The sequence below is a fragment of the Streptomyces bottropensis ATCC 25435 genome (assembly GCF_000383595.1).
GTDB lineage: Bacteria > Actinomycetota > Actinomycetes > Streptomycetales > Streptomycetaceae > Streptomyces > Streptomyces bottropensis.
The window spans coordinates 296,494-310,424 of sequence record NZ_KB911581.1; the positions used below are offsets into that span (position 1 = coordinate 296,494).

Here is a 13,931-nt window from a genome sequence, read left to right on the forward strand (position 1 = left end):
TGTCAGCGTGTGACGTCGAACGTGGCGGCGCGGGGCACGAACGTCGTGCCCCCGTCCTTGGCCGTCGCCAGTACCGAGACGTACCAGGTGCCCTTGGCCAGGTCTGCCGCCTCCTGCTTCGTGACCTTCTCCCCGTAGGTGCAGCGGACGGTCTCGTCCGAGGTGCTCCGGCACGTGGCGCTCTCATCCGCCGAGCGAACCTCCGCCGCGGTCGGGTCGAGCTTCGAACTCGCGGGCCACGCGAGGACCTTGAGACTCCGGATGCCTGAGTCGTCGCTCACGTCCACGGTGTAGGTGAGCGAGCCCGCACTGCCGCCGGACGGAGCCGTGTAGCGAGCCGAGCCGTGCTCCAGGGTCGGCTCAGTGGGGGCCGAGGCCAGGGCGATGCCGCCGGCGGCCACTCCGCCGAGGGCGACGGCGCCGATGAGTGACGAGAAGAGAATGCGCTTGGACATGGGAGATCCCCCTGAATTCGTTGAAGAGCCGCGTCGGCTACGGAAGAGCGCGGAAGAACCGCTGCGCAGCCGGTCTTGGAAGTGGTCGTAGAAGCGGTGGCCGACCGCGTTCTCGATGTGATCGAGCCTATGGCCGGGGGCATGGAGCCGTCCTCGCGCTGCGGGACGATCGGCGCGTCGAACCACAGGTAGAGACTCTGCACCCCAGGTAAGAGACCGGCATCCGCCTCCAGCCGGATCCGGGCCGCTCACCTGCGGCCATAGCCTTGATCCGCCATGAATCGAACCGACGACCGGCTGCTCCCGGTCCTGCTGATCTGCGCCCAGGCCGTGGTGTGGCCCGGGGTGCCGTTTGTGCGCGGGGCCGTCCCTCCCGCATCCGCCCTTCTCGTGGTGGCCCTGGTCGCCGCGGTGGTGACGGCCGCGCTCGCCCTGCGCCGTGCCCGCCCGGTGGCCACCCTCGTCGTGGTCGCCGCCGCCTGTGCGCTGGGTGCCGGGCCGCTGCCCGCCGGGGCGACGGCGGTGCTCGGGACCGCGGGTGTCGCGCTGGCCCTGTTCACCGTGGCGACCGAACGCGACGCCTTCACCGCCGTGCTGTGCGTGGTGGCGCTCGCCGCCTGGCAACTCCTGTACAACATCAGCCTGCACGGGCTCAGCGACCGCGACGGGCTCGACCTCGTCCTGACCGCTCTGCTGTACGCCGCCGCGTGCGGCGCCGGCCTGCTCGTACGGCGAACCCGTCGCGCACGGCGAGCCGCTGAACACCTGCTGCAGCGGGCCGAGTCCGAGCGCCACCGGCTCCCGGCGGCCGAACGGCGCCGTATGGAAAGGGAGTTGCACGACGTCAGCGCCCACCATCTGACCGCCGTGGTGGTCACGGCGGGAGCGGCCCTCGGGTTGCGTGACCGTCGTCCCGAACTGGCCGAGCAGGCACTGGAGTTCGCGGTCGAGACCGGCGGCGAGGTCACCCGCGCGCTCGGCGCCGTACGAGCGCCGGCGCCCTCCCGCGGGGATGTGCCGTCACCGGAGGAACGGCTGCTGGACCTGGTCGCCGGGTTCCGGCGCCTGGACCAGCGGGTCGACTGCGAGATCGACCTCCTGCCGGACGGCGCCGTCGCGGAGGCGGCGTACGGCATCGTGCGCGAGGCGCTGACCAACGTCGCACGGTATGCGCCCGGCGCGCGTACGAGGGTGCTGTGCCGGTACGGCGACACCCGCACCGACGTCGTGGTCACCAGCACGGCCCCGCCGGCCGGTGCGGTGGCGCACGGCGCGGGACTCGGCGGCGGACGCGGGCAGGACTTCCTGCGCTCCCGGGCACGGGAGGCGGGTGGCACGGTGCACAGCGGCCCGACGGCGGAGGGCGGTTGGGAGGTACGGGCGGTACTGCCGGGCCGGACGGCGACGACGGTGGAACCGTCGGCGCCGAGGAGCTACCGCGCGGCGCAGGTGGTGGCGGCGCTGGGCCTGGTCCTGCAGCCGCTGCTGCCCGTGCTGGTCATCCGGGCCGAGGAGACGTCGAGCGCGCCGGGGGTGTCCGCGGGTGTCTTCTTCGCCCTGCTGGCGGCGGGCCAGGCGGTGGCCCTGCTGTGGCTGCGAAGGGCTCCGCGGACGGCGTACGGGATGCTGCTGGGGCTGGCGCTGCTGTGGCCGGTGGCGATGGCGGTGGGGAACTACGGCGGCCCCGTCCTCCTCCCGCCCGCGCTGAGCCTGTTGGCCACGTGCGCGGCCCTCGCGATGCAACCGACCTGTATTGCCACGTCCCGAAAGGGGCGCGGCGCTGTATCGGAACGCGGCTCCGCCGCGAGGGGGATCCCTCATGAGCGGGGGAGCGACCGGCTCCCACCGGCCTACGGCCACGTCACGACCATTCTCCTCACGGTGCTGGTGCACGCCGCGGCCGCCACCACCGCGGTTCTGGGCCGAGGTACGGCCGCTCCCCTCTGGACGGTCATCGCGGGAACCACCGTCGGCGCGACCCTCACCGGCACCGCGGCTCACCTGACCGGACGCCGCCGCACCCGGCGCCGGCAAGCCGACCGCCGCGCCCACGACGAACGCCTCGCCACCTGGACCGAGGAGGCCGTCCGCGACGCCTGGACCGAGCGCCGCCGCATCGCCGCCGGTCTCGAAACCACGGTACTGGCCCGCACCGCCGACATGGTCACCGAGGCGGAGGCAGGCCGGCTCGACGCGACAGCGACCCGTGCCCGCGAGGCCCTGGCCGCGATGCGCACCCTGCTCGACACCGTCCGGGAGGGCGGGGCAGGGGCCGAACTACGACCGCAGCCCACCCTCCAGGCGCTGGACCTGCTCGCCCACCAACTCCGGGCCACCGGGCGGGACATCGAGATACGGCTGACCGACCGCGTACCGGAACAACTGCCCACCGCCGTCGACCTGGCCGCCTACCGCGCCGCCGAGACGGTGCTCGCGGCCGGCGGCGAGGAGCCTGCGATGCTCGAACTCGACCTGCATGACGATACGTTGACGCTCACGGCCACTGGAGTGCCCCGCGCCGCCGACTCCGCCGTACGGGAGCGGCTGACCACGCGGGTCGCGGCGCTCGGCGGCACCGTGACCACCGGCCCGCGGGGGACGGTCCGGCTCCGGCTGCCACTCGCCGTCGCGCAGGACAACGAGGAGAGACACCGATGAGCCTCAACGTGCTGGTCGTCGACGACCAGGGCATCGTACGGGCGGGGTTCGCCGCCGTGATCGACGCCGAGGAGGACCTGACGGTCGTCGGCGAGGCCGCCGACGGCGCCGCCGCGGTGCGGCTGGCCGAAGAGCTGGCTCCCGACGTCGTCGTCATGGACGTACGCATGCCCGGACTGGACGGCATCGCCGCCACCCGCATCATCACCGGGCGGGACAACGCGCCCCGCGTCCTCGTCCTGACCACCTTCGACCTCGACGCGTACGTCTTCGACGCGCTGCGCGCCGGCGCCTCGGGCTTCCTCCTCAAGGACGTACACCCCTCCCAACTACTCCAGGGCATCCGGGAGGTGGCGGCCGGCGAGAGCGTCCTGGCCCCGTCCGCGACCCGCCGCCTCATCGGCCACTACGCGTCCGGACCACCCGCCGCGGCCCCGGTCGGGAGCTCCCCCGAACTGGACAGCCTGACCGGCAGCCAGCGGGGCGTCCTCACCCTGGTCGCGGCCGGACTCACCAACACGGAGATCGCCGAGCAACTCGGCATCACCGTAGGCACCGTGAAGTCCCACGTGAACGCGCTGCTCCGCAAGCTCGGCCTGCGCGACCGCGTGCAGGCGACGATCCTCGCGTACGACCTCGGCCTCGCCCGCCCGAACCCGCCCGGCACCCACCTCTGACCACCCCCACCGACCACCACGACGCAACCGACGCAACCGACGCAACCGACGCAACCGACGCAACCAAGGAGTCCATCCCCATGACCGATTCCGATTCCGATACCGATACTGAAACCGATGCCGATACGCGTACCGATCCCGGCCGATCCGTCCCCCGCCGGCTGCGCGACCACATCGGCGTCGTCGGCCTCGGCTACCTCGGCATCTGTGTCGTACTGCTCGTGTGGGCCGTGGTGGTGACCGTCGGCGACAGCACGGACGAGTCCATGGCCGGCGTCATCCCGCTCTTCGCCACCGCTCCCGCGAGCCTCGTGCTCCTCGTGTTGCCGGGCAACATCGTCATGGCCTTCATCGCCGTCGCTTTCGGGGCAGCGGTCAACACCGCGATCATCGGCTGGTGCACCCGCGCACTGCGCCGCGGCGGTCGCATGGACTGAAGGGCATCCAGGGCTCCTTCCCGTCCTGACCTGCGGCGGAAGGGGTGCACACGCTTGCCCGTGTCGAGGCCCATGCCCACGCCCATGCCCACGCCCACGTCCATGTCTGCTTCGCCGGTGATGCTGAGGAGGGGTTCCCTATGGTGATCGCGCCCCCGACGACATGGCGGCACCGTACGTCCGAGTCCTGCGGGACACTGATCGAGTGATTGTCGAACGTGCGTATGCCCACCTCTCCTCGCACGACGAGGACGCCTGGCCCTGGTCGGTGCCCTGCGTCCGGCAGCTGCTCGACGAAGGGCTGCGCTTCACCGCGCCGGTGACCTTTCTGGTCGGTGAGAACGGCTCAGGGAAGTCGACCCTGGTCGAGGCGCTGGCGGAGGGGTTCGGCCTGGACTCCTATGGCGGCTCCCACGACTGGCGGTACGCCTCCCCACGTGGCAAGTCGGTGCTCGGCGAGCGGATGAGGTTCGACGCGGCCTCGGGCGGGCGCCGTATGGCCACCAGCTGGTCGGCCCGCAAGGGCTTCTTCCTGCGGGCCGAGACCGCGCTGGACGCCCTGGGCAGGGAGGGGTTGTCGCCGGACTCGGTCAGCCATGGCGAGGGCTTCCTCGCGGCATTCCGCGGTAAGTTCCTGCACGCCGGGCTCTATGTCCTCGACGAGCCGGAGGCGGCGCTCTCCTTCTCCTCGTGCCTCGAACTGATCGGGCACATCGACCGGTTGGCCAAGGAGGGCGGCCAGGTCATCTGTGCCACGCACTCCCCCTTGCTGACCGCCCTGCCGGGCGCGGACATCGTCGAGGTCGGCGACCACGGCCTACGAAGGGTCGTCTGGCGGGAGCTCGGCGTCGTGGATCACTGGCGCCGCTACCTCGCCGACCCGCAGGCCTATCTGCGGCACATCATCGAACCGTAGGGCGGTCGCCCTCCACAGTGCTCCAGACCCGACGCGCGAGAGCGTCGGCGAGATCGACGGTGTCGCCGGCACAGAGCGGGTAGAGGGCCGAGCGGGCTTCCTGCATCTGGTTCGCCAACTCGTCGGCTCCGGGACCGTCGTCACCCAGCTGTGTTTCCTTCAGGTGGTCCAGCAGCTGGACCACGGCGGTGTTGAAGCCGATCCCGGCTGTGAGCTGCTGCTCGCGGAGCCACCTGCGGCCCTGCCGGCGCGCGGTGAACCACCAACCGAACACCGCCCCTAGAGGCCGATAGCGGACCCGATGGCCACGGACAGGATGTTCTCCACGGTCAGCTCCCCCCGACGGACAGCGCCGCCAGGCTACAGAACCGTCGTAGGCGCCGCACTCGAAACAGCGGCGCCTACGGTCCCACTGGAGGGACGTGCTTGTCGCCACCGCCGGCCCGCGTGGGGAGCCGGTGGCCCGCACATGCTGCGGCTTCTTCACCCCCGTGCCGCTCCCCGCCTCGGCGTCACGGGCCCCAGGTCTGCCCTTGGAGGTGGCGCAGAGCTCGTGCGGCGGCGTGGGCTCCGCACATTCCGTGTGCGCCGGGGCCGGGCGGGGTGGCCGCGGAGCACAGGTAGTGGCCGGGCAGACCGGTGTCGTACGGGTGCGGAGTGGGCCGCGGGCCGAACAGCAACTGGGGGATGTCCTTGGCGCCGGTCATGATGTTGCCGCCGACGTAGTTCGGGTTGTACGCGGCGAATCCGGGGGTGGTGCGCACCGAGGTGCCGACGATCCGGTCCCGGAATCCCGGGGCGAACCGTTCGATCTGGGCGGTGATCGCTCCTGTGGCGTCGCCGGGCCAGTCGGCCGGTACGTGGGCGTAGGTCCACACCGGATGCACGTCGCCGGCCGACCGCCGGGGATCGGCCAGATACTGCTGGCCGACCAGGACGAACGGACGGTCGGGCATCCGTCCGGCGTGGATGTCCCGCTCCGTGGCGGCGATCTCGGCGTACGTGCCGCCGACGTGCACCGTGCCGGCCCGCCGCGCCGCTTCGGCGGTCCAGGGCACGCCGCCCTCGACCGCGAAGTCGACCTTGAACGCCCCCGGGCCGTACCGGAACCGCCGGTAGGCACGGGCGACCCGGGGCGGCAGCCGGTCACCCAGGATGTCGGCCAGCGCGGAGGGCGCCACATCCCAGAGGGTCACGTCCGTCGGCGGCAGTTCGGAGGCCGACCGCACCCGCACGCCCGTCTCGATCTTCCCGCCGAGGTCGGTCAGCAGCGCGGCCATGGCGTCGGTGATGCGGCCTGATCCGCCGGCAGCCACGGCCCAGCCGTGCCGGTGCCCCGCGGTGAGGATGCCGAGTCCGATGGCGGCGCTCAGTGGCCGGTCGAGAGGGTGGAAGGCGTGCGCCGCCACCCCGCCCCACAGCGCTCGCGCCTCCTCGGTCGCGAACGCCTTCGCCAGCAGCGACGCGGGTGCCAGCGCGGGGACGCCGAAACGGGCGAGGCGGACGGGGTGCCGTGGGACGCGGAGCAGCGGGCCGAGGATGTCGGCGCCGATGGTGTCGTACGCCGCCGACGGGCCGTCGAACAGCCACCGCCAGCGCCGGCCGTCGCCGCCGAGACCGGCCGCGGTCTCGGTGACGGAGCGGTGCAGCACCCCTGCCGTGCCGCTGTCCAGGGGATGTACGCAGTCGATCTCCGGCAGCGCCCACCGCAGCCCGTACCGCTCCAGGCCGAGCCCGCGCAGGAACGGTGAGCCGACTGCCATCGGGTGGATGGCCGAACAGTGGTCGTGCAGCAGCCCGGGAAGGATCGCCTCACCGGAGCGGGCGCCGCCGCCGATCTCGTCGGCCGCCTCCAGGAGGGTGACCTGTACGCCCTCCCGGGCCAGGGCGACGGCGGCGGCCAGCCCGTTGGGGCCGGCGCCGACCACGGTTGCCGTACTCATGTGGCCAAGCTTTCCACCGTGCCCTGCCGCCCCACCACCGGCGACGACTGCTCGCGGGTCCAGGTCACGTCGAGCGGGATCGGGCCGTTCGGCAGCCACGGCTGCTCCTCGACCGCGTCCGCGACCTTCCACGTACCCCGTTCGATGACCCCGAGCGCGGCGTCGATCACCTGGTAGTGCTGCACCGAGCGGTGGATGGCCTGCGACTCCACCCATACGACGATCCACTCGCCCGGGGCGAACCCGACCCGGGCCTGCACGGCGTCGACGAGGTCGATGTTGTGCAGATGGCCGTCGCCGAAGTTGAACCCGATCAGCGAGTTGCACGCGAACTCGGCTTCGCGCACGGTCCGTCGGTCGAGGTCGGGAAGGTTCTTCATGAGGACGGAGAACAGGCCGCGGCCCTGGCTGTGCATCGACCGCCAGGCGATCGTCTGCTGCATGGTGATCTCGGCGACCTCCCGCGGGTAGCCCATCGCCTGGAGCTGGTCGACCTGGTTGGTGGTGGGGCGGTGCGGCAGCGAGTTCAGCTTCTGCTCCGCGCCCGGGGCGAAGACCCACAGCGCGGAGGCCCAGTTGCCCGCGTACTGGCGCATCGAGGGCAGGAACGACACCAGGTCCGGGCGCAGATTGCCCAGCACGGGGAAGAACAGAAGCGCGGCGGCGATACCGGCGGTCAGCCACGGCGACGACATGTCGCCGACGCCGTAGCCGTCCTGGGCCGGGAAGCCGAGGAACAGGAAGACCGACAGGTACGCGAACAGGATGTTCCACTCCAGCGGCACCGCCAGCGGGAACGTCGAGACGATGAAGAGGTGGAAGACGACCATCAACGCCACGCCGGCGACGGTCAGCCAGTGGTTCGTGGAGAAGAGCAGCACCAGCGGGGTGATGACCTCCACGGCGGTGCCACCGACGTGCGCCACGAGGGTCGCGGCCTTCGACGGGCGGATGTCACGGGGGAAGTCGCGGTAGTGGAGCCGCTTGATCCGCCTCGACGGGACACAGGGGCTGTTGGAGACCATCGGCGACACCACGTTGGTGAAGTGCAGCCCGAACTTCGACACCCCGGCGCCGATCCACACCACGCAGATCAGCAGCTTCGCCGCGACGATCAGGTCGGTGAGGGGCAGGACGGCGAAGAACACCAGCGCGGGCAGGTACTGCTCGCCCCGGGCGGCCAGGAAGAGCGTCTTGTCCCGCAGGCCGCACACGACGTACAGCGCGATCGGCGCGATCAACAGGCCCACGGGCACCAGTCCGTCGGTGGGCACCGCGACCGCTGCCAGCAGGGACGCCAGGAAGGCCAGGTACAGGACGACATCGGCCACGGTACGGCGGTCGCCGGCGGTGAACGGCACCCGCTTCCAGGGGCGCAGCCGGATGGTGCCGGGCCGGGCCCAGAACAGGACGCCACCGGTCATCGGCTTGAACTTGCCCGCGATCGGCCCCCAGGAGCCGGCCACGCCCAGCGCCTCCAGGAAGACCGTCCAGAGCACGAGCTTCTGGTAGACGGCCGGCTCGTCCCACCAGTGGGCGACGTCCCAGAACGGTCCGGTGCCCGAGGTCCAGGTCACCAGGGCCGTGCCGGCGAGGACGTACAGGAAAAGGACCTTGACCACGTACGTCGTCGGAATCATCTTCGGCGAGCCGAAACCGTACTCCACCCAGTGCAGGGCCAACGTCTTCATGCGCTCCTGGAGAGGCTTGTCCAGGAATGTCTCCGGATCGACCGGCGGGAAGTCGCCTGTTTTGAACCCCATGGTTCTCGCCTTTCTCGTACCGATTTTCGGGCGTGCTGATCCACACCGGAAATGCGCAGGAAAAATGTCCGGTGAGGTGGATTGGTGATGCGGGCGTGATGTGGGGAGATGGTGCTTACGGGCTCACGGTGAATGAGCGCAGGCGGGGTTTGTCGATCTTTCCCACCGGATTCTTGGGCAGCGACTCGGTGACCCGGACCGACACCGGTACCTTGACGCGGGCCAGCGAGCCGCGGCAGTGGTCGACGAGTTCCTCGGCCGTGGCGGCGGCACCCGGCAGCAGCGTGACGTACGCGACCGGCACCTCGCCGAGCACCGGTTCGGGCGCGCCCACCACCGCCGCTTCCAGCACCGCGGGGTGGGTGTGCAGGACGCTCTCGATCTCCTTGGGGTAGATGTTCTCCCCGCCGCGGATGATCATGTCCTTGATCCGATCGACCAGGACGAGATGGCCGTCCGTGTCGAAGCGCCCGACGTCGCCGGTGTGCAGCCAGCCGTCGACGACGGTCCGGGACGTCTCGTCCGGCAGCCCGAGATAGCCACGCATAACGTTCGGGCCACGGACCACCACCTCGCCCACCGACCCGGCGTCGAGGAGATGGCCCTCGGCGTCCATCACAGCGACGGTCTGCCCCGGCAGCGGGAGCCCGACCGTCCCCGGCTTGCGCGGCCCGGCGGGCGGGTTGAGTGTCGACGCGCAGGTGCCCTCGGACAGCCCGTAGCCCTCGACGACCGGTACCCCGAACCGGTTCTCGAACCGGGCGATCAGCTCGGCGGGCATCGGCGCGGCCCCGCAGATCGCCCGGCGCAGCGACGAGGTGTCCGGGAGTACCTCGTCCGGCAGCGAGACGAGCATGGCGTAGATCGTCGGTACCGCCGAGAAGTACGTCGGCCGCGCGGCCTCCACCGAGGCGAAGAAGGACGACGCCCGGAAGCGCCCCGCGATCGTCGCCCGCCCACCGGCCAGCAGCGGCGACAGCACGCTCACCACGATCCCGTTGACGTGGAACAACGGCAGAACGAGCAGGCTGTGATCGGTCTCGTCCAGACCGATGCCGTCGACGATCATCCGGCACATCGCGGCGATGTTGGCGTGGTCGAGCATGACGCCCTTCGGGCGGCCGGTGGTCCCGCTCGTGTAGATGATCAGGGCGAGGGAGTCGAGGGCGGGGAGGACGGCGCCGGGTGCGGGGGAGACGGCGTCCTGGGCCTGGACAGCGGCGCCGGCGAACGCGGTCACGTCCAGGGTCCCCGTGCCGCGGCTGTCGGTGATCACCACCTTGGCTCCGGAATCCTCGATCTGATGGCGGGCCTCGGTATCGGTCAGCCCGGGATTCACCGGCGTGACCGCGGCGCCCAGCCGCCACGCCGCGAACATGATGACGACGAGTTCCAGACGGTTCGCCAAAGCGACCGCGACCACATCGCCGACGCCTATTCCGTGTACGCGGAGAACACCGGCCGCAGACCGGACACGTTTCAGAAAAGCGTCGTTGTCCAGCTGCTCTCGATCATCCGCGATACAGGGCCCGGTAGGATTCCGGCCGGCCCGGATGTCCGGCAATGCGGAGATGTGCTGCACGATTTCCTCACCATTGAGTCGCGCCATGACGAAGGTAATAGGTAAACGCAATACCTGAAAGGTAGGGAGCGGACGCGCGTTCGGCCATGGGCTCGCGTCCCACCCCGGACCCGCCTCTTTGTGCCGCCGTCACAAAGCGCGAGGCGGACGTCTCGGGTACGGTCCGGCCATGAGCGCCGCCCATGTCGACGTCGACGTGATCGTGCGGGACGTCGCCAGGCGCACCCAGGCCGATCTCGAGAACCTCACCGCCGAGATGACCTCGATGTTCGTCGACGTCATCCCCGAGTTCCGCCACGACGACGCCGTACGACGGCTGATGGTCGCCAGCACCGCGTCGAACCTGTCCGCGATCGTCGACATGCTGGCGCTGAACATCTCGCTCGACGACATCACCGTCCCACCCGCCGCGGCGGAGTACGCCCGCCGCTTCGCCCAGCACGGCCTGTCCCTGGAGGCGCTGCTGCGCGCCTACCGCCTCGGCGAGCACATGCTCGTCCAGCGGGCCATGACCACCCTCGGCGATCTCGACCTGGCCACCGACGCCGCCCTGGCCGCGACCAGCCGGATCGCGCGACTGACGAACAGGTACATCGACCAGGTCATCGAGGGCCTCATCGCCATCTACGAGGACGAACGCAGCCGCTGGGACGCCCGTTCCGACGCGGCCCGCGCCGCCCAGGTCCGCGCCGTACTCGACACCGAGGGGCTCGACCTCGCGTCGGCCGAGAAGATGCTGTCGACGTCCCTGCGCGGCTGGCACCTGGCCGCGATCATCTGGACGCAGCCCGGTTCACCCGACCCGGACGCGGCCCAACTGCGGGCGGGCGCAGCCATACTGTCCGCGGCCACCGGCAAGGCTCCACTGACGATCTCGGCGGACGAGCGAACGCACTGGGCCTGGATCTCATCCACCACCAACCCAACCCTGGACCTCCCCCTCCTCCAACAGGAACTCGACAAGCACCCGGCACTCCGGATCGCCATCGGCGACGACCCCTCCCCCGGACTCGACGGCTTCCGCCAGGCCTTCAGGGACGCGCAGCGTGCCCGCACGGTCGCCGTCACCGCGGCCGACCCGCACCGCGCGCTCGTCCTCCATTCCCAGGTCGCGCTCGCCGGCCTCCTCGTCGATCACCTCGCCGACGTCAAGGCGTGGGCCGGACGCGTCCTCGGCGGCCTCATGCGCGAGGACGACGCCACGCTCCGCCTGCGCGAGACCGTGCAGGTGTTCCTGGACGCCCAGGGCAGCTTCACCGACGCCGCCGCACGTATGCACGTCCACAAGAACACCGTCCACTACCGCGTACGCAAGGCCGAGGAGATCCTCGGCCACCCCCTCACGGCGAACCGACTGGACATCGAGGTGGCCCTACTCGCCTGCGCACAGCTCGGACTTGGAGGAGCGGGCGCACATCCGGCACGCGACAACTGATCAGAGGGGACAGCAGAAAGGCCTCGGTCTCTGACCTGGTCCTTGGACGGTGTCCTAGGTAGTCATGGATCGGGTGGGAAAGCTTCCCCGTGCATTCACCCTGCGCCGCAACTGGCCGGGATCTTGGTAGCAGTCGGGGGTGTCCCCGCTGAGGGTGACAGTGGCTGGCAGGTCGCATCCCCAGAGGGGGTCCGTGCTCGACCGGAAGCTGTTTCCGCTGCGTCATCACGCACGCCGCACCTGCGATCGCGGTCGGCGGAGTCCTCACGACCGAGTCAAGCCGCTGTGGTGGTGCGCGTCCTCGCTGGTTGGCGCGCACCGATGCGCCGGCCCGCGCACACTCCATGGGGCCGCGTCTGGGGCCTCCCGTCCGGGCCGTCTGGAACCACCAACTCGGACGGATCGCCCACGAGAATCGCACCCAGCCGCCCGGTTGACCAGCCGCGCCCGTGCGGTGCCTGGCGAGGGTTCAGTTGTCGGCGACACCTCCCATTCGAGGGTATGGCCATGAGTCGGAAGCGTGATCAAAGTATTTACTCAGCATTGTGCGCTGTTTGAATGACCGGAATTTTCGACTGCCCCGCTTAAGTCTGGTGACTACATATTGCTGCGTAATATGCAGTGGAATAGGCGGCAACAAGGCTCGCCGAATGTTCGGTAGGTCTGGTTCGCCACTGCCCCCACAGAAAATGGCCTTTCGATGAAGCTGAAGATCCCTCGAACGGCTGACCGCCGTTCTTTGTCCGGAGTTTTGGCCTCGGCCCTTGCCGCGACGGTTGCCACCGTGTTGGTCGCCCTGACGCCGACGCAGGCGCTGGCCATCGCTACGCCTGTGCCTCTGGCCACGGCCGCGAGTTTCTCCGTTCTGGCGGGTCAGGGAGTCACCAACACCGGCCCCTCGCTGATCAGCCACGACCTTGGGACGCACCCGAATCCGTCCATCACCGGATTCCCGCCCGGCCAGGTACTCGGCGCCGTGCACGCGGGGCGGACGCTGTCGCGCTTCAGGCCAAGTCCGACCTGGTCACGGCGTACAACAACGCGGCCGGCCAGGCCACGGACTTCGCGCTCGCGTCGGCAATCGGCAGCGGACAGACGCTGCTGCCGGGCGTCCACACCGCTGTCTCCGGGGTCGGACTCACCGGTGACCTGATCCTGGACGCCGCGGGGAACCCGAACGCCGTCTGGGTGTTCCAGATTCCTGAAGCTCTGACGACTGCCTCCTCCAGCCGAGTGCTCCTCACCAACGGGGCTTCGCCGTGCAACGTCTACTGGCAGATCGGGAGTTCGGCCACGCTCGGCACCAACTCCCACATTCGTGGGCACCATCATGGCTCTGACCTCGATCAGCGTGACGACAGGGACGAACATCCAGGGGCGGGCGCTGGCCCGTAACGGCTCCGTGACGCTCGACAACAACAGGATCTTCCTCGGCGGGTGCGCTACCTCCACCACTGGTGGAACGACCACGGGCACCACGACAGGAACGACCACCGGCACCACGACAGGAACGGTCGCAGGTGTCACGACCGGCGGGCTGCTCAGCGGCGGCCTCGTCACCGGTGGCGTCCTGGGCGGACCGATCCTCTCGCCCGGTGCCTCTTCGGGCAACGTCGCCGGCACCACGTCCGGGAACACCGAAGGCAACACCGCTGGTAACACCGCGGGCAACACAGCCGGGAACACCACCTCCGGGATCACCTCGGGCAGCACGGCCGGGAACACCTCCGGCGGTAACGGCGGCGGGCACGACCACGCGCCGGGCCGGCCGGACCACGGCGGCAAGCCTGGAGGGCCGGACCAGGGCGGCAAGCCCGACCGGCCGGACCACGGGGGCAAGCCTGGAGGGCCGGACCAGGGCGGCAAGCCCGACCGGCCGGACCACGGGGGCAAGCCTGGAGGGCCGGACCACGGCGGCAAGCCCGACCACGGCAAGCAGTCCGACGAGGACTACGGCTACGACGACATGCCCAAGGGCTACGAGAGCTAGGCACCGCACTGCGGTCAGTCCGCTCACCTGATGACGGCGTGCGGGCGGAATTCCTATCGAATCCGCCCGTGCGCC

General features: G+C 70.5%; 9 protein-coding genes and 2 pseudogenes. 6 read left to right on the top strand and 5 right to left on the bottom strand.

Translation table 11 applies throughout. From position 1 onward, the window contains the following. Window positions 1–2: 2 nt before the first annotated feature. Window positions 3–455, bottom strand: a complete 453-nt coding sequence (locus STRBO_RS0101300) for a DUF5707 domain-containing protein (RefSeq protein WP_020113647.1) — start codon at window positions 453–455, stop codon at window positions 3–5. 276 nt (window positions 456–731) lie between these two features. Between STRBO_RS0101300 and STRBO_RS0101310 the strand changes: the two genes are divergently transcribed. From STRBO_RS0101310 to STRBO_RS0101330, 4 genes are all read left to right on the top strand, one after another. Then, window positions 732–3,113: a sensor histidine kinase gene (locus STRBO_RS0101310; protein ID WP_005483442.1), complete on the top strand. Its 2,382-nt coding sequence runs from the start codon at window positions 732–734 to the stop codon at window positions 3,111–3,113. Beyond that, window positions 3,110–3,790 (top strand): response regulator, encoded by a 681-nt coding sequence (locus tag STRBO_RS0101315; RefSeq protein ID WP_005483444.1) that lies wholly within the window; start codon window positions 3,110–3,112, stop codon window positions 3,788–3,790. Before STRBO_RS0101310 ends, STRBO_RS0101315 begins: the two co-directional genes overlap by 4 nt. Before the next feature lie 80 nt (window positions 3,791–3,870). Beyond that, on the top strand, window positions 3,871–4,227 hold the full coding sequence (locus STRBO_RS0101320; RefSeq protein WP_005483445.1) for an SCO4225 family membrane protein: 357 nt from the start codon (window positions 3,871–3,873) through the stop codon (window positions 4,225–4,227). A 205-nt stretch (window positions 4,228–4,432) separates the two neighbouring features. Then, window positions 4,433–5,143, top strand: coding sequence for an AAA family ATPase (locus STRBO_RS0101330; RefSeq protein WP_005483447.1), 711 nt, complete (start codon window positions 4,433–4,435; stop codon window positions 5,141–5,143). On the opposite strand, the pseudogene STRBO_RS0101335 reads toward STRBO_RS0101330, so the two are convergent. From STRBO_RS0101335 to STRBO_RS0101350, 4 genes and pseudogenes are all read right to left on the bottom strand, one after another. Next, a pseudogene (locus STRBO_RS0101335) lies at window positions 5,139–5,470 on the bottom strand (hypothetical protein); the annotation flags it as partial. The gene STRBO_RS0101330 and the pseudogene STRBO_RS0101335 overlap by 5 nt on opposite strands. Before the next feature lie 185 nt (window positions 5,471–5,655). Further along, window positions 5,656–7,086, bottom strand: a complete 1,431-nt coding sequence (locus STRBO_RS0101340) for a phytoene desaturase family protein (protein WP_005483449.1) — start codon at window positions 7,084–7,086, stop codon at window positions 5,656–5,658. Beyond that, window positions 7,083–8,849 (bottom strand): DUF3556 domain-containing protein, encoded by a 1,767-nt coding sequence (locus tag STRBO_RS0101345; protein ID WP_005483450.1) that lies wholly within the window; start codon window positions 8,847–8,849, stop codon window positions 7,083–7,085. The genes STRBO_RS0101340 and STRBO_RS0101345 overlap by 4 nt, the downstream gene beginning before the upstream one ends. Window positions 8,850–8,964: 115 nt before the next feature. After that, window positions 8,965–10,431, bottom strand: coding sequence for a class I adenylate-forming enzyme family protein (locus tag STRBO_RS0101350; RefSeq protein ID WP_245170567.1), 1,467 nt, complete (start codon window positions 10,429–10,431; stop codon window positions 8,965–8,967). Between the two features lie 169 nt (window positions 10,432–10,600). On the opposite strand from STRBO_RS0101350, the gene STRBO_RS0101355 reads away from it, so the two are divergent. Together STRBO_RS0101355 and STRBO_RS39790 are read left to right on the top strand one after the other, a co-directional pair. Continuing rightward, a complete protein-coding gene (locus STRBO_RS0101355; RefSeq protein ID WP_005483454.1) occupies window positions 10,601–11,866 on the top strand; it encodes an RsbRD N-terminal domain-containing protein in 1,266 nt (421 codons plus the stop codon). A 700-nt stretch (window positions 11,867–12,566) separates the two neighbouring features. After that, a pseudogene (locus STRBO_RS39790) lies at window positions 12,567–13,856 on the top strand (ice-binding family protein). The last annotated feature ends 75 nt before the right edge of the window (window positions 13,857–13,931 follow it).